At 59.9% G+C, this 16,559-nt stretch carries 14 protein-coding genes; 7 read left to right on the top strand and 7 right to left on the bottom strand.

Features of this window, described 5'->3' with window-relative positions; genetic code table 11:
* Nucleotides 1–8 precede the first annotated feature (8 nt).
* The 6 genes from Q1A07_RS21455 to Q1A07_RS21430 all read right to left on the bottom strand — a co-directional run bounded on the left by Q1A07_RS21455 (nucleotide 9) and on the right by Q1A07_RS21430 (nucleotide 7,716).
* On the bottom strand, nucleotides 9–944 hold the full coding sequence (locus tag Q1A07_RS21455; protein ID WP_299784513.1) for a sulfotransferase: 936 nt from the start codon (nucleotides 942–944) through the stop codon (nucleotides 9–11).
* Between the two features lie 3 nt (nucleotides 945–947).
* Nucleotides 948–2,909 (bottom strand): asparagine synthase (glutamine-hydrolyzing), encoded by a 1,962-nt coding sequence (gene asnB, locus Q1A07_RS21450; protein WP_299784511.1) that lies wholly within the window; start codon nucleotides 2,907–2,909, stop codon nucleotides 948–950.
* The gene (locus Q1A07_RS21445; RefSeq protein ID WP_299784509.1) at nucleotides 2,909–4,159 is read right to left on the bottom strand and encodes a glycosyltransferase family 4 protein; all 1,251 of its coding nucleotides are present in this window, start codon (nucleotides 4,157–4,159) and stop codon (nucleotides 2,909–2,911) included. The genes asnB and Q1A07_RS21445 overlap by 1 nt, the downstream gene beginning before the upstream one ends.
* Before the next feature lie 93 nt (nucleotides 4,160–4,252).
* A complete protein-coding gene (locus tag Q1A07_RS21440; RefSeq protein WP_299784507.1) occupies nucleotides 4,253–6,295 on the bottom strand; it encodes a PKD domain-containing protein in 2,043 nt (680 codons plus the stop codon).
* A 9-nt stretch (nucleotides 6,296–6,304) separates the two neighbouring features.
* Nucleotides 6,305–7,456 (bottom strand): hypothetical protein, encoded by a 1,152-nt coding sequence (locus Q1A07_RS21435; protein ID WP_299784505.1) that lies wholly within the window; start codon nucleotides 7,454–7,456, stop codon nucleotides 6,305–6,307.
* The gene (locus Q1A07_RS21430) at nucleotides 7,456–7,716 is read right to left on the bottom strand and encodes a hypothetical protein (RefSeq protein ID WP_299784503.1); all 261 of its coding nucleotides are present in this window, start codon (nucleotides 7,714–7,716) and stop codon (nucleotides 7,456–7,458) included. Before Q1A07_RS21430 ends, Q1A07_RS21435 begins: the two co-directional genes overlap by 1 nt.
* 298 nt (nucleotides 7,717–8,014) lie before the next feature.
* Between Q1A07_RS21430 and Q1A07_RS21425 the strand changes: the two genes are divergently transcribed.
* The 4 genes from Q1A07_RS21425 to Q1A07_RS21410 are packed head-to-tail and all read left to right on the top strand — an operon-like array spanning nucleotide 8,015 to nucleotide 12,229.
* Nucleotides 8,015–9,445, top strand: a complete 1,431-nt coding sequence (locus Q1A07_RS21425; protein ID WP_299784501.1) for a hypothetical protein — start codon at nucleotides 8,015–8,017, stop codon at nucleotides 9,443–9,445.
* Between the two features lie 9 nt (nucleotides 9,446–9,454).
* Nucleotides 9,455–10,417, top strand: a complete 963-nt coding sequence (locus Q1A07_RS21420; RefSeq protein ID WP_299784499.1) for a glycosyltransferase family 2 protein — start codon at nucleotides 9,455–9,457, stop codon at nucleotides 10,415–10,417.
* Between the two features lies 1 nt (nucleotide 10,418).
* Nucleotides 10,419–11,264 (top strand): sulfotransferase domain-containing protein, encoded by an 846-nt coding sequence (locus Q1A07_RS21415; protein ID WP_299784497.1) that lies wholly within the window; start codon nucleotides 10,419–10,421, stop codon nucleotides 11,262–11,264.
* Nucleotides 11,261–12,229 (top strand): glycosyltransferase, encoded by a 969-nt coding sequence (locus Q1A07_RS21410; protein WP_299784495.1) that lies wholly within the window; start codon nucleotides 11,261–11,263, stop codon nucleotides 12,227–12,229. Before Q1A07_RS21415 ends, Q1A07_RS21410 begins: the two co-directional genes overlap by 4 nt.
* 19 nt (nucleotides 12,230–12,248) lie before the next feature.
* Here Q1A07_RS21410 and Q1A07_RS21405 read toward each other — a convergent pair whose 3' ends face one another.
* Nucleotides 12,249–13,121 (bottom strand): polysaccharide pyruvyl transferase family protein, encoded by an 873-nt coding sequence (locus tag Q1A07_RS21405; protein ID WP_299784493.1) that lies wholly within the window; start codon nucleotides 13,119–13,121, stop codon nucleotides 12,249–12,251.
* Between the two features lie 142 nt (nucleotides 13,122–13,263).
* Here Q1A07_RS21405 and Q1A07_RS21400 point away from each other — a divergent pair, with 142 nt between their 5' ends.
* From Q1A07_RS21400 to Q1A07_RS21390, 3 genes are all read left to right on the top strand, one after another.
* The gene (locus Q1A07_RS21400) at nucleotides 13,264–14,295 is read left to right on the top strand and encodes a hypothetical protein (protein WP_299784491.1); all 1,032 of its coding nucleotides are present in this window, start codon (nucleotides 13,264–13,266) and stop codon (nucleotides 14,293–14,295) included.
* Nucleotides 14,296–14,485: 190 nt separating this feature from the next.
* Nucleotides 14,486–15,193 carry a hypothetical protein gene (locus Q1A07_RS21395; protein WP_299784489.1) on the top strand — a complete coding sequence of 236 codons (708 nt, stop codon included), beginning with the start codon at nucleotides 14,486–14,488 and terminating at the stop codon, nucleotides 15,191–15,193.
* Between the two features lie 98 nt (nucleotides 15,194–15,291).
* Nucleotides 15,292–16,542, top strand: coding sequence for a hypothetical protein (locus Q1A07_RS21390; RefSeq protein ID WP_299784487.1), 1,251 nt, complete (start codon nucleotides 15,292–15,294; stop codon nucleotides 16,540–16,542).
* Nucleotides 16,543–16,559: the final 17 nt, after the last annotated feature.

The raw sequence follows: 16,559 nt of genomic DNA, 5'->3' as shown, positions 1-16,559 counted from the left end.
AAACCGGGTTATTTTAAAAGTCTGGTCAGCTTTTCATCAATGCGGCGCTGCGCGCCCGCGGCATAGTGGGGCATACCCAATCGGCGGCACAGCGCAACGACCAACGGGTCACGCAGCCCATAACGTTTGATCCGTTTTGCCCATGTCGCACGCCTGTTGCGCAGCCCCAGGGAAAACCGCTCCAGCAGACCCGGATCCTGTGCCGGAAAGCCACTGGGCGCATAGCCAGCCTCGGTCAGCAACGCACCGATCTTGTGTTCGACCAATCCGACCTCATAGGGCGTCTGCTTGTGCCGCCACTGCGTGACCAGGCTGGGGTCCGGCTTGTCATAGGTGCTGTTGGCGTCATAGGTCAGCATTCCGGGATCGTAGGGCAGGCCGCAGAATGTCGAGATTTCTTCCAGAGTTTTCTCGGGTGCCTCGATCAGCTGTTCATAGGAAATTTGCAGCACCTGTTCAGAAGGCAACCGCGGTTGCGCTGCCTTCCAGCTCTGCATGGTGCCGATCCAATGATCCACTCCATGATAGACCGTGCCGGCCCAGCCCATGCCAATACTCGACCGCGCCACATCACGCGGGTCGCGCAGCATGTGAATGACGCGCATCTGTGGATAGAGCTCGAGCACCCGGTGCAGGTTGCGGTGCAGCATCAGCACCGCAATGCTGTCGTCCCGGGCGATCCTGTCAATGAAGGCATCCGGCGTCGGCGCGGGCAAGGGGTTCTCCGGATAGAGCGCTTCGTGATTGCGGTAGATACGTTCGCGCTGCAACGCGTCCATATCATACCCCGAGAACTGTGCCCCGGGACGCAGGTGGTCAAAGATGAAATCGGTCTCTCCCGGGCAGGAAAGCCGGGGATGTGCATCCAGCATCAGCCTGAGCAATGTCGTCCCCGACCGCAGGGCCCCGTAGACAACGACAGATCGTGACGTGATCTCTACCATGGATTATCCACTCTTCTTCTCAGGCAGCGTCTCGAGCCACGCCTGTACCATCAACACGCACCACAGCTGCGGACCCCAGTTGAACCGTTCGGACAGATGCTCCTGCCACATCCGCCCGATGAGGGCGGCGTCGAAATAACCCTCGCGGCGCAGCCGCGTGGGATCCAGCAGCGCCGCGGCCCAGTCTTTCAACCCGCCACGCAGCCATAACCCGATGGGCACCTCGAACCCCATCTTGGGGCGTTCGATCAGCTCGGGTGGCACATGGCGGTAAAGCACCTGCCGCAGGGCCCATTTCGTCTGATCGCCGCGCAGTTTCATGTCCTCCGGCAGGGCCCAGGCAAATTCCACCACCCGGTGATCCAGAAGCGGCGCGCGACTTTCCAGCGCAACCGCCATCGTGGCGCGGTCCACCTTGGCCAGAATGTCATCAACCATATAGGTCAGCATATCGAGCTGCATCATCCGCTCGATATCACCCAGACCGCCGCGCGGCGGCAGGGCCTCTGCCAGCATCGACGGGGCCTGCGTAGCGCCCGGCACCGCCGCCTCGGGGAAGCGCCAGACAGATACCATCGTGCGGTGCAGTGTCTCTAAATCGGGTTGTTTGGCATAATTGGCCAGACGGTGCAGGCGCTGGCCAATAGGCTCCTTGCCCTGCGGGGTAGGGATGAGCCCCGACAGCAAGGCCGTCAGCCCGCGCGCGGGCAGGCCGCGAATGGCCGTGCCTCCCAGGCTGCGCAACGGCTGCGGGATCGCGGCCAGTTTCGCCCGCAGCTTCGCCGCATGTGCATACCGCCCGTAGCCGCAAAACAGCTCATCGCCGCCGTCACCCGACAGCGACACCGTCACATGCGCCCGCGCCAGCTTGGAAACCAGATAGGTCGGAATCTGGGAACTGTCAGCAAAGGGTTCATCATACATCTGCGGCAAAAGCGGAATGACATCGCGCAGATCCTGATCAGAGACGTAAAGATCCGTGTGATGAGTCCCCAGATGCGCAGCCACGGCACGGGCAAAATCGGCCTCATCGTAGCGCGCTTCGTGAAACCCGATGGAAAAGGTATGCACCGGTGTATCGCTCAGCTTCTGCATCAACGCCACAACGGTAGAGCTGTCGATACCCCCCGACAAAAACGCCCCCAGCGGCACATCGGACATCATCTGCTGACCCACGGCATCCAGCAACAGCGCTTCCAGCCGGTCAACGGCCTGCACATCCGACATCCGCGCCGGTTTCGCCGCGGCGGCAACCGCAGCCCCGTCCCAGTAGAGCCCGGTTTCCATCTCGCGCGTCTGGGCATTCAGGGTCACGATCTGGCCGGGGCGCACCTTGGCAATGCCCGCGTAGATCGACCGATCCTCTGCAACATGTCCGTGCCGCAGCACCTCCACCAGGCTGGCCGGAGCAATCTCGCCCTCGAAAGCCGGATGTGCCCGCAAAGCCTTGAGTTCGGAGCCAAACAGAAAGCTGCGCGCCTCCCCCCGGCCCTGCCAGCCGTAGTAGAGTGGCTTTTCCCCCATCCGGTCCCGCGCCAGGCTGAGCGTCCGGGTCTTTCGATCCCACAGGGCAAACGCGAACATGCCCACGCAACGCGTCAGGGTCTCCTGCAGCCCCCAGGCATCGATCCCGGCTAAAAGCGTCTCTGTATCAGAGTTTCCACGCCATGGTGGCGCCTTCCCTGCCGCCTCCAGTTCAACCCGCAGATCCTGATGGTTGTAGATCTCGCCGTTGAAGGTCAGCACATATCGCCCCGAAGCCGCCTGCATCGGCTGATGTCCGGCCGGGGTGAGGTCGACAATCGCCAGACGCAGATGCCCAAAGGCGATCCCCGCCTCCGTGTCAGACCAGTGGCCCTGGCTGTCCGGGCCGCGGTGCGCGATGGCAGACATCATGGCTTCGATGGTCGGATCGGGCGCGGGTCCCGCACCCGCTGTCCAAAGGTATCCGGTAATGCCGCACATCAGACTGTCTCGGTATAAGGGGTGGGGCGCACGTCGGAACCCGCTGTACCTGCAAATAGTGATGCAATTCGGGCCGCTTCAAGGCGAACATCGAACTCCGCCTGCACTTTTTGCTGCCCCTTTGCTCCCATCTCCGTACGCTCTGCCGGGTGATCAGCAAGATAGGCAATCCGGTCTGCCAGGCTGTCAACATCGCCTGCTGGCACCAGACAGCCCGATACCCCGTCCTCGACCAGCTCACCAACCCCGGCGACCTGTGTGCAGATTACCGGCGTTGCCGCGGCAAAAGCTTCCATCAGAACCACGGGCAACCCTTCGGCAAAGCTGGGCAACACCAGGATATCAGCCTTGGCCAGGGCTTCCGCCACACCATCTTGCGATTGAAACCCGGCAAAATGCACCGCCTCGCCCAGTGGAGCAGCAAGTTGTTCCAGATGCGCCCGGTCATCGCCATCGCCTACCAGTGTCAGAGCCAGATCCGGTCGTGTCGCCCGGGCCCGCTCAAAAGCGTCGAGCAATACCCGCACCCCCTTGATCGCGGTCAATCGACCGACGAACACCAGACGTGTCCCGGTGTTTTCATCAGTGGCCCGGCCCGTATAGCGGTCGGGCAGCACCCCGCAGTGTACGATCCTCAGTTTGTGCCAATCCGAGGGATCAGAGAAATACATCGCCTGTGCCCTGCAGAAATGGCTGATACAGACCACGAAAGCCGCGCGCGCGGTTTTGGTCCGCAGGTGCCATTTCTCGGGCGCGTAAAGCTCTGCAGGGCCATGCAGCGTGTAACTGAACGGTATATCTGCAAGGGTCGCGGCCAACAGCGCGACATTGGCGGAGGGATCGGCAAAATGATTGTGCAGGTGATCGACGCCCTGCATCCGCAAATGGCGCGCCAGCACAATCGCTTCGGCCAGATAGGCCATCTGCTTGAGAAAGCCGGTAAGCCCTGCCGGCGCTGTCTGCCATGCCAGCCGCAGCGCTGTCGCAAACCGCCCCGGACGGGCAAGCCCCGTGGCCAGTGCCCGCAGCATCTCTGCAGGTTTCTTGCCGGTCTCGATGGCGTAGAAGGTCGACGCCTGTGCTGTATCTTCTTCCGGCCCGATCAGATGCTCAGGACCCGGGCGGCGCATGGAGCAGGTGTGCACCTCGAAGCCAAGCGCGCGCAAGGCGGTAACCTCGCGCAGAATGAAAGTATGCGATGCGGCCGGGTAGAGCGCGGTCAGATAGGCAAGGCGGGGCAAACGAGACACGAAGGTACAAAATCCTCTGACGGTGCCTGTGCGTTATGCCTATTCCCTTAAACTGAGTAAAGTCATGAGAACCATGGGCTCGATGGCGCCAGGCTAGTCACCTTCCCAGGCACCGATAGAGGGGTAGGCCGGGCGTAAATCACCCGAGATATCCAGATGCGACACAAGCCCGTTCAGAGCCGCCCCAAGCGCGGGCGAACCCGGCGCAGGCTTTGTATCCAGCACGTCACCGACGCTTGCAAAGGTGGTGTCCAGAGTAAAGGTCGCATTCAGGCGCCGCCCCTTGCACCGTGGAGCGAACAGCACGTTCTCTGTAACGGGAGCGAAGGGCACATATGCCGCGTCCAGGGCATACATATGGAGCAGGTTGTTATCCTGGGTCACATCCGGATAGGCGCCCAGCCCGGAGGCGGTTGGATCATCACGGGTGAAGGGGGATACAAAATCAAGATGCTGTTGACTGGTGCTGTGAATCAGCATCGTGTTGTTGAAAACACGTATCGGCGCGGTTTCTCCTGCAGCAATAGCGTCATTGTCGTTTCTGATTGCCACAAAGGCCAACAGCCGGTTGGCGATCCCCGTCGTGGGGGCCGCGGGTTTGACACCGAGATTGTTTCTGACCGTAAGCCCCTGCCCCTCAGCGGAAATGAAACATTCCGACTGGTAATTTCCGACGAATATATTGCCGTCGAAAATCGCGTTCTGAATGTTACTGCGCGGGTAGATGCTCATGTTGCCATTGATCCGCACAGGTCCGGGGTAGCCGCCTTCCATCGTTGAGGAATGGATATTGATGATATGGCCATCCTGGTTCGCCGATGTACCCTTCGTGGGCCGTTCTTCGACTTTCCAGCACGGCTGACCTGCTTCCGACGTATGAAACAGATCGCATCCTCTGCCGTGCGTAAAATACGCGCCGTTCGACCGGATGGGCGCGCGAAGCTGATTGTCATCGCTGCTGGCATCGATGTTTTGCACAATGGCCAGACCCGTTGCCGAAAAACTGCTTTTCGGATGGATATTGGCCTCGGTGATGATCACGTACTGACCACCGAAATCGGTGATGTAGGTATCATCAAAATGATGATTGATCTGGGTCGCATTATCCACGTCCCCATGATTGAAACCGCAGGTGGTCAGCATGAAGCCGGAAATACGGCAGTCGCTCACGACAAGATCAAGCGGGTCTCCGCAGGTCATGAAGGCCCGCCCCCTGTCGGGGTGCAGCGCGGTACTCACGGTCATTGAAGACGGATCAAACCCCCCTCTTGCCTCAATGCCGGCAACCCGGAAATCGGATTTCGTGCCGGCCGCGGCATGCTGGTTCTTGACGTCGAAAATACGTCCCTGATTGGCCGTATTGAAGTTTCGCAGGATCGGTCTGGCCCCTGTGCCATAGGCCCCGAAATAGACACCGTCGCGCGTGGTATTGGTAATCTGAACACCCACGTCATAAGTCCCGCCGCGCTTGAAAAGCCAACGGTTTTTATTCCCCATGAGGTTGTTCTGCCAGAGCGCATCCTCGGTGTAGAGCGTGTTTGTATTCACCCGCCGCGCCCCTGTCGGCGCGCCTGTGAAATCATTATCTCCCACCGGGTTCACGCAGATCGTATCCGCCCCGTAATAAGCCGCATCCGGATCAGATACATTGACAACAAGCTCGGGTGCCTCGGCAACCTTGCCGCTGGAAGGCTCGATCACTGTCAGCTTGACCCTGTATGATCCTGGCTGAGTATAGCAATGCGAGACAAAAGGCCCTTTTGCATAGCGTTTGGATTTCCATTTCGGCAGGATATTGACGGGCGCGGTCCACTGCGTGTCATCGCCCATATCCCACAGAAAAATCAGGTCATGCTGACGCGGGTCGTAGGCATTCGTATGGGTTTGCCCCGTAACTGCAGAATAGGTTTCGGTACTGTCAAAGAGCGCGTTGCTCAGATCGACGGTAAATCGCACGCTTTCCGGAGCAACCTGCAAGGTTGTCCTGTCCGTCAGGATCCGGATGTTACCTGCTGTGGAAACCTCGGTTCCCCCCCAGTTGCCAGCCGTCAGGGGACCGGCGACGACACCATTTTCCGCGGCTGTCAGTGTAATGGCCTGACCGCCGAGTGCTTCAGAAATGAACCTTAATTTCATATTATGTCTCTATTCAAAAGCGATTGCAGCGGCAATGTGGCGACCGGGGGCGACCTCATTCACATGCGTGTTGATGGATCTTGTTCCGGTGGTTGTGACCACATCGAAGGCAATGGATAAGAACTCGCCACTGTCAATGTCCACATAAGGTGTTCCACGTGCGGTCAGCCCGGTAATCGTCGGTTGCGTCGTATTGCCCGATTTGAACGCCGCCGCGAGAGCAAATCCCCGGTCAACTGTCTCCACATCAACCGGGTGCACATCTTGGGCGACATTCGCCGTGGCAACGTCCGTGACGGTGGTACCGCCTGTCTTCAGAACCCGGGCGACCTGAATACCGATCCGGGACTGGGAGATTGATCCGGCACTGAGGCTGACAACGATATCCGCTGTTGTGCCGACCGGGACAGCGACCTTATGGAGATTCAGAACAGTCAGGTTCGACCCTGCCTCTATAACTTCCGCCACCCGCGTGGCGCTTATGCCTCCAACAGTCACATTGAACACATTCGATGACGACGAACCCGTCCGGAAGCCTCCGGTTGCAATGTAAAGTTCCCTGTCGGCATCTGCCGCACCCAATGTGGCACCCGGGAAGGTATAACTTGACGTACTGCTTCCCGATCCCGCTCCGCTGAACACCAGGTCGATTTCCAATGGTGGGGCAGCAATGGGCACGCTGTTGCTGGCCGCAGTACGTGTCCCGCTCACACCTGCTGCCTGTTCACTGACCGCAATGACAGTCCCTGCGTCAGCCACATCCACCAACAGGGTCGGCATGGCAGGATTGCTTGCATCCACGGCATTCGTGCTGCCCGAAGAATACGAGATTGTCGGCGCGATATCTCCGCCGCCATAGACCCAGAGGCCCGGAACGAGTGGAAGCGTATCGCCCGCGGCGGTCGTACCGCTGCCAGACAAGGCGGGCGGCACCAGATTGACCGGACCACTTGCAAGATCTGCGGTATCAATCAGGTATTCCCCGTCATAACTGGCTGATCCGGCAACGGTGATCGTCACCTGTCCGCCGCCGTTGGCCTCGATTTCGGCCGTTCCGTTCTCCAACAGGGAAATACGAACGACGGGCCCTCCACCAGGTGTTTCCAGAAGAACCCAGTTGCTTTGGCTCGACAGACCAATCCCCATTGAAATGCTGGTCATCAGTACATCACCACGATGCCAGTGGCCGTTGTTCCGGTTTGCCAGATCCGCGTCACCCGCACCGGAAAGGGAATCCCGGCTGCAATGTAAACGGTAGCGGTGGTGCCCCCGATGGTCGTGACACGTAATGTGCCCGCCGTCCCGACATTCAACGCACGGCTGGTCACGGGCAGATCACCGGTATCGCTGGGGGAGGTCTCGACCAGATGTGTTGCCGGACTTTCCAAACCACCTGTGAAATCTCTGAAGTTATCTGTCATGTCGCGTATCTCCCGTCGCATAATGCCAGAAAACAAAATGCCTTTGTTTTCCGCCAATGGTTACCGGCGGTCGCCAGCACTTGAGCAAACTCTTCGCTTTTTATTAAGATTGGGTGGCGTAATCGTGCGGTGGCTTGGTATAGTCTTCGAGTAGAGGCCCCGAAGCTGCCATCAGGACTGGATCTAGTAGGAGAACAGCCCGCCCATGATTATCCAGATCTAAAGCCGGTCGCCATCGATGCCCCCTCTTGCTGCCCTCCTGTTATGGCCCGTTGTGTGTCACGTCTTCTTCGTGAAGATGCGTGTCCCGCTGGCCATCGTGCTCAGTATTGTCTGCGGATATCTTCTGCTGCCCACGGGAACATCGCTTGATCTTCCGATGCTACCGGCTTTCGACAAGCACTCGATCCCGGCACTGACTGCTCTCGGGTTGGCGCTGATCTTTGCCAAAACCCAGACAGGAATCCGGTCTCTTGACGGTCTGTGGCCCGGCTCCTGGTGGGTCCGGATCATGATCGTTGGCATGGCCCTCGGCATCCTGGCCACTGTCTTCGATAATCCAACCGGGCTGAGATATGGAACCCGATATCTGCAGGGGATGTCTCTTTACGACGGAATGTCCCAAATCCTGAGCCTGGCAATCGTCCTTGTACCCCTGGTGCTGGCCCGCAAGTTTCTGGCCCACCCCGATGCTCAGCGGACATTGCTCTGGGTCTTATGCATCGCAGCCTTCGGATATTCGTTCCTGACCCTGTTCGAAGCCCGGATGTCCCCACAGCTGAACAGCTGGGTCTACGGTTTTTTCCCGCACAGCTGGCGGCAGCATTACCGCGGCGGCGACTGGCGCCCGATCGTCTTTTTATCCCACGGCCTGCTGCTTGGCCTTTTCCTTGCGATGGCAACGCTGGCGGCGGCAGGCCTGTCCCGGGCGATAACGCAACAGAGGGTGAAATATCTGGTGCTGGCCGGATGGCTCTTCATGACGCTGATCATTTCCAATAACCTGGGCGCCTTCCTGATCACGATCATCATTTTGCCGGTTGCCTTACTGTTCGGCGCGCGCACTCAGCTTCTCTTTGCCGTGATCATCGCAAGCATATTCCTTTCCTACCCACTCTTGCGCGGGGCCGGGCTCATCCCGGTTGACCGGGTCTCGAGCATGGTCGCCCGGATTGACCCCGTGCGGGCGGAATCGCTCAACGTGCGTCTGCGCAACGAAGACCTGCTGCTTGAAAAAGCCTCCCGCAAACCGGTCTTTGGCTGGGGCCTGTGGGGTCGCTCACGGGTCTTTGACGAACGCGGGCGCGATCTGGTGCTGGCCGATGGTTACTGGGTGATCACGATCGGCGTCAGCGGATGGGTCGGTTATCTTCTCGAGGTCGGTTTGCTCACGGTCCCGATCTTTTTGCTCTTCATCCACAAAAATCGCTACAAGATCAGCATCGAGACGTCGATATGCGCATTGCTGCTCATTGCCAATCTCATCGACCTGATCCCCAATTCCGGAATGACACCCTTGACCTGGCTGTTGGCCGGCGCGCTTTGGGGGCGTCTTGAGCTGGGCGCAAAAGGGGCTGCGGAGTTGACACCCAACAAGGCGCATGCAAACCACCAAGGCAGATCAAACGATAGGTTCGGCCAAGAGGAGGTCGATACCGGAACACAGCCCAAACCTGTTTACACCCGGCAGCGCAAACGTATTGAACGTAAGAAAAATACGGCAGGATAGCTCGTTTTTATGACCCCCCAGATTGTTGTTTCGATTATCAATTACAAGACCAAGACGCTGACGCTAAACTGCCTGCAATCCGTCCTTGCCGATATTGGATCTCAGGCCGTTCAGGTCGTAATCGTCGACAATGCCTCCGGGGATGGATCCGCAGAAGAGATCGCCGCCTGGATTGATGCCCAGCCAGCGAACACGCCCGTGACGATGATCCGTTCCGAAACCAATACCGGATTTTCCGGGGGGCATAATCTCGCAATCGCGGCCGTGAAGGCCGATCATTACCTGCTGCTGAACTCGGATGCGGTCCTGAAACCGGGCTTCCTGTCCAGTATCCTGCAGACGGCACAGGCGCATCCCGAGGCCGGGCTGGTTGCGCCCCAGATCGAAACGGACAACGGCGACATTCAGGTCAGCTGTTTTCGGTTCCACAGCCCGCAAAGCGAGCTGATCCGCGCAGCCTCCAGCCGCCCGGTAACACATTTGTTCAGGCGGTATGTCGTCGCGCTGGAACCTCCGGTCGAAACCAGCCGGGTTGAATGGGCCAGCTTTGCCTGCATCCTGCTCAATGCGCGCATGATCGACGATATCGGGCCAATGGACGAAGGATATTTTCTGTATTTCGAGGATGCCGAATACTGCCTGCGCGCGCGCCGTGCGGGTTGGGGTATCGTGCAGGACACCCAGGCCATTGCCATTCACTATCGCGGCGGCAGCGGCCCGGTGAAGACATTGGAAAAAGAGCGCAAGCGCCTTCCCACTTATTTTTATGCCTCGCGGACGCGGTTCTTCCGGCAGGCCTATGGGGCCACCGGGCCATGGGCCGCGAACCTGATGTGGTATCTGGGGCGGATCATTGCCCGGATCCGGGGGCTCGTGGGGCGGGCAGCTCCCCCATCGGTCAAATCGGAAGGCCGGGACATCTGGATCAACGCGCTGCACCCGATGGGCCCGCGCCATGCACCAGGAGAATAACATGGCGCAGCCGGATTTCCTGCTCATTGGTGCCATGAAATGCGGGACATCCACGCTGGCCACGCAGCTTGGGCTTCAGGACGGGGTGTTCATGACAACGCCCAAGGAACCTAACTTCTTTTCCGACGATGATATCTATGCACGGGGAACTGATTGGTATGCCGCCCTCTATGCCGAAGCCGCCCCCGGTGATCTGAAAGGCGAAGCCAGTACGCATTATACCAAGCTGCCCACCTATCCTGACACCGTGGCCCGCATGACGGCCCTGCTCGCAGCGCCCAGGCTGGTCTACATGATCCGCAACCCCATAACCCGTGCCGTGTCTCACTACATTCACGAATGGTCAGAAGGGCGCATGTCATCCGATCCGGTCCAGGCCTTCGAAAGCAGCGAGGAAATCACCTCCTACGGATGCTACGGCATGCAAATCGCACCCTTCGTGGAGGCCTATGGGGCAGCGCATATTCATCTCACCAGCCTGGAACAGATCAAGGCGGATCCAGACGCTGAATTCACCCGGATCGCAGCCTTTCTGGGTCTGCCCGACACGGCCGCCTGGGTGCATGACCTGCCCGCCCAGAATATCTCGGCAGAACGAATGCGCCGGCTGCCCCTGCAGGGGCTGCTGATCGATCACCCCGTAGCAGCGGCCCTGCGGCGCAGGCTGGTGCCCAAATCCCTGCGCGCCTGGATCCGGGCCAAACGCACCATGACCACCCGGCCGGAAATCCCCAAGGACCTGCAGAATCGCATTGAAACCCGCTTCGTGGAAGACCGCGACAGACTGGCGGCGATATTCCCCGACCACCCCGCGCTCGACCTGTGCTACCCCTTTGCGCCACAATGAGCCGGGATGTCCACATCCATGCGGTGGTTATCGGGCGCAATGAGGGGAGCCGCCTGATCGACTGCCTGGATGCGCTGGCGGGACAGGCGGACCAGGTCATCTATGTGGACAGCGGCTCGACCGACGGCAGCCAGGCAGCGGCGCGGGCCCGCGGCGCGCAGGTCGTTGAGCTTGACATGTCGAAACCCTTCACCGCGGCCCGGGCGCGCAATACCGGGCTGGCCCTTGCGGTCAAATCGGAGACCCCTCCGCGCTATATCCAGTTTCTGGACGGGGACTGCGCCCTGCAACCGGGCTGGATCGAGACGGCTTTTTCATTTCTGGAAGCACATCCGGAGGCCGCCGTGGCCTGCGGCCGACGACGCGAACGCTTTCCCGAGGCCACGATTTACAACCGGATGATCGATGCCGAATGGGACACGCCCGTTGGCAGGGCGCTGGCCTGTGGCGGCGATGCGCTCATGCGGACGCAGGCATTGCGCGCGGTGGAGGGCTACAACCCCGATCTGATTGCCGGAGAGGAACCGGAGATGTGTCTGCGGTTGCGCCACGCCGGGTGGCAGATCTGGCGACTGGACGCGGAGATGACCCTGCATGACGCCAATATCACGCGGTTCAGCCAGTGGTGGCAGCGGGCGCGGCGCGCGGGCTATACCTACGCCGAAGGCGTCGCCATGCATGGCAGCGCCCCTGATCATCACAAACGTGCCGAACTGCTGCGCACCGTGCTCTGGGGGATCGGCATGCCCCTGTTGCATCTGGCCGGCCTGATCATATCGCCGTGGCTTCTGGGGACGTTGCTGGTCTGGCCGCTGCAGGTGCTGCGGTTGCGCCTGCGCGGTATGGACTGGCCGCAGGCGATCTTTCTCACCCTGGGCAAACTCCCCGAGGCGCAGGGCGTGCTGACCTATCTCTGGCGGCGCTTGGGTCGCCGTCAAAGCAGGATCATCGAATACAAGCGCTGACGCCGTCGACCGTCCTGGCTCAGGGATCCCGGGCCAGATCGTCCTGCATCTGTGTGGCCAGCGTTTGCAGCCGCGACTGATGCGCGGCCAACAGCGCCCGATCAGACACCTGAAAGACATCTGCATTCGCGGCCTGCTTCAACCGGCGCGCCACAAATGTGACCTTGGCCTTTTCCCGTAGCGACTGCTGCAGACCGGGGCGCCCGCCCGAGGCCATGTTCGGCAACTTGATACTGTCAAATCCAAGCCCCACCGACGCAGTCCAATCCGTCCACTTATAGGCATGGGTCCTGCCTTCGCCTGCGGCCCCCGTCGCCGACAAGGGGCACCAGGGAATGCCATAGGCATCCGCAAAAATCGCACCATGCATGCTTTCACAAAAGACCTTTTCGCAGCCCAGAAGCGCATGAATGAAGTCTTCCACCCCCAGATGCGGTGAAACGATTTTGCATCCCGTCTTCTCCGCGACCTGGGACCAAAGTGCATGCGACGCCGTAAAATAGGGCACGATCCCGATCGGACCCCGGGACGTTTTTTCAGCCGGGTAAAGTACCGGGGCCAGAATGCCGGGATCACAAACCGCCAGGTCACAGGACACGCCCAGGGCACGTGCCGTCAGCGGGCCACGGACACAATAGATATGCCAATCGCCCCGTGATATGTCAGGAACCTTGTTCGGACCGCGGGCCCCGCTGCCAAACACACAGCATTTCAGAGCACTGTCCGGCACGTCAGGCACGAACCGTTGATCCAGAATGGACCCGACACCGAACAGGATTGTCCCGGACGTGTCATCCAGCGGCTGCGACAGCAGGCGAGAAAACATCCACGCGCTGAAGTCGTCTCCCACATTTCCGGAATCCGCTTTGTAATGGACCAGCCTTGCACTCATTACGCTCACCCTTTGGACAGGTTCATATGCCGCCAGGGGCGGTCCTGGACGCTTTGGCGCACATTAGCCAACTGCCCCTGTTTATTAAATGCATATTATCTTTTTCTTGTGCCATAAGACGCAAAACACACAGGCCGCGCATATGACAAAGATAGACGTGATCCACATCGGCGTGACGACCACTGGCTGGTATCCGATAGACCGGCTCGCCGCGCTGGCCGCCGATCTGATGGGCGGCGAGGCCCGCAGCATCCTCGCGCATCAGCCAAGCGCCCTGGAAAAACTCACGTCCCTGATGCGTCGACCCAAAGGAAATGACGACAAGGGTCTGCTTGTCATTGCACGTGGTCCGCATGACCTGCATGCCAGCCTCCTGCCGCCGGAGTTGATGCGCCACTACGGCTTCATGATCGCCTGGGTGATTGACGGGTTCCGTCACGAAGATATCCCCGCTGGCTGGCGGATGGGGCCTTACGATCTTCTGGCCGTCACCCGTCCCAATGATGAAGAGATTTACCGCCGCATATCCGGCAAGCCGGTTATCGTGCTGAACTGGGGAACCGATGCACTCGGGCTGGGGTCGGCCGCCACGGACCGGACTGTCGATGTGCTGCGCCTGGGCCGCCAGCCCCCGGCCTGGGACGATGACGACCGCTCGGCCAGGGTCTGTGCTGATCACGGGCTCAGCTTTTCCGGCCGCCCCCCGATTTTTGACAATCCGCTCGAAAATCACGCAGCCCTGATGCGCTGTATCGGTCAGGTACGCTATGTCATTGCGCATTCGAACCTGGCCGCACCTGCCCACTATACGCATCCGACCCAGGACTACATTACCGCCCGCTGGACTGATGCCCTGGCCGCCGGGGCCGTAGTGGCCGGCATCCCGCCGGATCAGGATCGATCGGTCGATCTGCTGTGGCCCGAAGCGCTCCTGACCTTCGACACCATAGATCTTACTGCCAATGTTCAAAGGCTGGTCCAGGCACGGGCCAACTGGACAGACCGGATTCCGCTGCTCAATCACCGCATGGCTCTGGCCCGGCTCGACTGGCGCTGGCGTCTGAAGGCGCTTGTGGATCAGCTTGGCATCGATGCCCCGAAACTGACCGGGGAGATGTCCCGCATCGCGGCACGTCTGGAGGCACTGGACGCGCAGCTCGGGGCTGCCGTCTGACATCACCTGCCCGCAGAATTTCACCCTATCCGGGCAAAAAATTTATCCCTTCCCGGCCAGGGTGTACGCAGAGGCATAAAGCGCCGTCAGGCCCTCCGAAAACACGCTTGTCAGCTTTGGGTTCAGTTAAAAAAGAGTTAACATGACGCCGTAATTTGTTGTGATTTGTCTTTTTGAAAGCCTGTTTAAAATGTCCTTTTACACCCGCATCCGACAGCTCTGTCTGTCCCTCTTTGTCGTCCAGAGCATGGCAATTACCGCCGCGTCTGCGAAAACGCTCTACTATGACTTCGATATCACCGGCAGCGACATACATTTCACGTCGGTAGACGTCTCAACCATGGACGGCACCCCTAGGGTTTCCGAGCCGACCCCCGCAGAACACGCACTTGCCATCCAGCACCACCACATTCTGGGTAGCCTCGCCGGACAGACCGGTACCGTGCGCCTGGGCTTCTCGGCGGATGTGGGCACCGACACCGGCAGGCTCAGCTGCCTGTCGGGCATTTTGTGCGGGCCGGTTCCGGGTGAATTCATCTATGGGTTTGGCCCACGCCTGCACAGCGTCGCCCTTGACCCGGTGGATCTGAGCTTTCGCGGGGCATTGGGAGGGCCATGGGAATGGTCTCTCGGTCTTTTGGAGGATGGGAACGGCACGCTGACGTTTTTTGACGACGGAGATATCTTCGGCGAGGACTTCAGCGATGGCATATCGGGCAATCTTCACTTTCAGCGGTTTGGTCCCGGGGCACGCTTCGATCTGGCCAACGTGCGGATCACCAACCCCGACATCCCCATCTATCCCAACCCCCTGCCCCCGGGCGTGATCCTTTATGGCTCGGCTCTGGTGCCATGGCTCTGGTATCGTCGGCGGAGGCGCGGGATATTCCGCGCCTGAGATCCGCCCCTGCCGGGAGGACACACGGCCTTTGGCCTTGAGGCGCTGCCCGCTGCGGATATAAAGGCACAGATCTGCCATCCGGGAAATGCTCAGCGATGATCACCGCAACACAATTTGAATTCAATCAGACTGGTGATCAGGAAATCGAAGGCCTTGGCGGCATTCCTGCGGTCCGCCGGGAATTTCGCTGTACGGTGACGGGCAAAGGCTTGCCCGATGAATTGGTTTTCACGGGCGAGGCCCGTACCCTTCCCGAGCGGCACCCCAATGGGAACTGGGCCGTCCTCTCCCTGCTGATCCCGGCAATGGCCGTGGGAGAAGACCTGCATATCGATGCGCCTGTCTCTCCATTGCTGCTTTACAACCTGAACAACGACATTCAGCACCTTCTGACCATCTATAACACCAACCTGTCACGGATCCGGATTACGGCAACGCCGCAGGACACCCCAACGCCGGGCACGCGTGTTGCAACAGGTTTCTCTGCCGGTGTGGATTCCTTCACCACCCTGGCCATGTTCGAAGGCGCCGACATACCCCCCGCGCTGCGCCTCGACAGCCTGACCACGTTTGATGTGGGCGCCATGGGGGACACGTCGGAATCCGAACCGCTCTACCGTGACTACTGCGCCCGCGTGCGCACCTACGCCATTGAGAACGGGTTGGAATGGTTCACGCTGGCAACGAATATTGCGGATTTCTATTCCGGGCCGGACTGCTCCTTTCAAAAGACCCATATTTTGCGCAACACCGCCGCCGCGTCTTTCTTTGGGGATGTTTTCCAGACCTATCTCTATTCCTCGACCTTTCCTTATCCCCAGGTCAACAAGGGCCACTACGACATTGCTGATATCGAACCCATGCTGCTGCCCCTGCTGGCCTCGGAAAACATGCGAGTCCTGTCGGCGGGCGCAGGCCTGACACGGATGGACAAGACCCGGATCGTTGCCGGCTACGGCCCTGCAATATCGCATCTGGATGTCTGTGCGACCGGGGCCCGTGTCCGGATGACCCTGCCTTACAAGAATTGCTCGAAGTGCTGGAAATGCTCCCGCACCATGGTCTCTCTTGATCTGTGTGACGCACTGGATGCATTTTCCGCGGTTTTCGACGTCGATCGCTACCACCGCGACAGGGCGACCTATTTCAATACCGTCCGTGACAGCGCCATGAACAACAAACCGGCCGATCTCGATGTCTACAACCAGATGCTTGAGAAAGGCCTCGTTGCCCCGGAAACCTGGCTGAAACAACGCCTGCGCCGCGTCTGGCGCAATGGCCTGTCTCCAACCACCCGGCAGAAGCTTGGCGCGCTGCGGCGCAAGATGCGCAGACAGCCCGGCTAAGACGCAGCAGCACCCCT

Source organism: uncultured Roseobacter sp. (assembly GCF_947492555.1).
In the GTDB taxonomy this organism is placed as follows: Bacteria; Pseudomonadota; Alphaproteobacteria; order Rhodobacterales; family Rhodobacteraceae; genus Roseobacter.
Note: the sequence above shows the minus strand (reverse complement) of the source record. Positions and strands in the feature narration are given on the sequence as shown.

Bases quoted from the DNA above. Each gene is read 5' to 3' on its own strand.
- Q1A07_RS21455 (WP_299784513.1), bottom strand. From the start codon at position 944: ATGGTAGAGATCACGTCACGATCTGTCGTTGTCTACGGGGCCCTGCGG.
- asnB (WP_299784511.1), bottom strand. From the start codon at position 2,909: ATGTGCGGCATTACCGGATACCTTTGGACAGCGGGTGCGGGACCCGCG.
- Q1A07_RS21440 (WP_299784507.1), bottom strand. From the start codon at position 6,295: ATGAAATTAAGGTTCATTTCTGAAGCACTCGGCGGTCAGGCCATTACA.
- Q1A07_RS21435 (WP_299784505.1), bottom strand. From the start codon at position 7,456: ATGACCAGCATTTCAATGGGGATTGGTCTGTCGAGCCAAAGCAACTGG.
- Q1A07_RS21430 (WP_299784503.1), bottom strand. From the start codon at position 7,716: ATGACAGATAACTTCAGAGATTTCACAGGTGGTTTGGAAAGTCCGGCA.
- Q1A07_RS21425 (WP_299784501.1), top strand. From the start codon at position 8,015: ATGCGTGTCCCGCTGGCCATCGTGCTCAGTATTGTCTGCGGATATCTT.
- Q1A07_RS21420 (WP_299784499.1), top strand. From the start codon at position 9,455: ATGACCCCCCAGATTGTTGTTTCGATTATCAATTACAAGACCAAGACG.
- Q1A07_RS21415 (WP_299784497.1), top strand. From the start codon at position 10,419: ATGGCGCAGCCGGATTTCCTGCTCATTGGTGCCATGAAATGCGGGACA.
- Q1A07_RS21410 (WP_299784495.1), top strand. From the start codon at position 11,261: ATGAGCCGGGATGTCCACATCCATGCGGTGGTTATCGGGCGCAATGAG.
- Q1A07_RS21405 (WP_299784493.1), bottom strand. From the start codon at position 13,121: ATGAGTGCAAGGCTGGTCCATTACAAAGCGGATTCCGGAAATGTGGGA.
- Q1A07_RS21400 (WP_299784491.1), top strand. From the start codon at position 13,264: ATGACAAAGATAGACGTGATCCACATCGGCGTGACGACCACTGGCTGG.
- Q1A07_RS21395 (WP_299784489.1), top strand. From the start codon at position 14,486: ATGTCCTTTTACACCCGCATCCGACAGCTCTGTCTGTCCCTCTTTGTC.
- Q1A07_RS21390 (WP_299784487.1), top strand. From the start codon at position 15,292: ATGATCACCGCAACACAATTTGAATTCAATCAGACTGGTGATCAGGAA.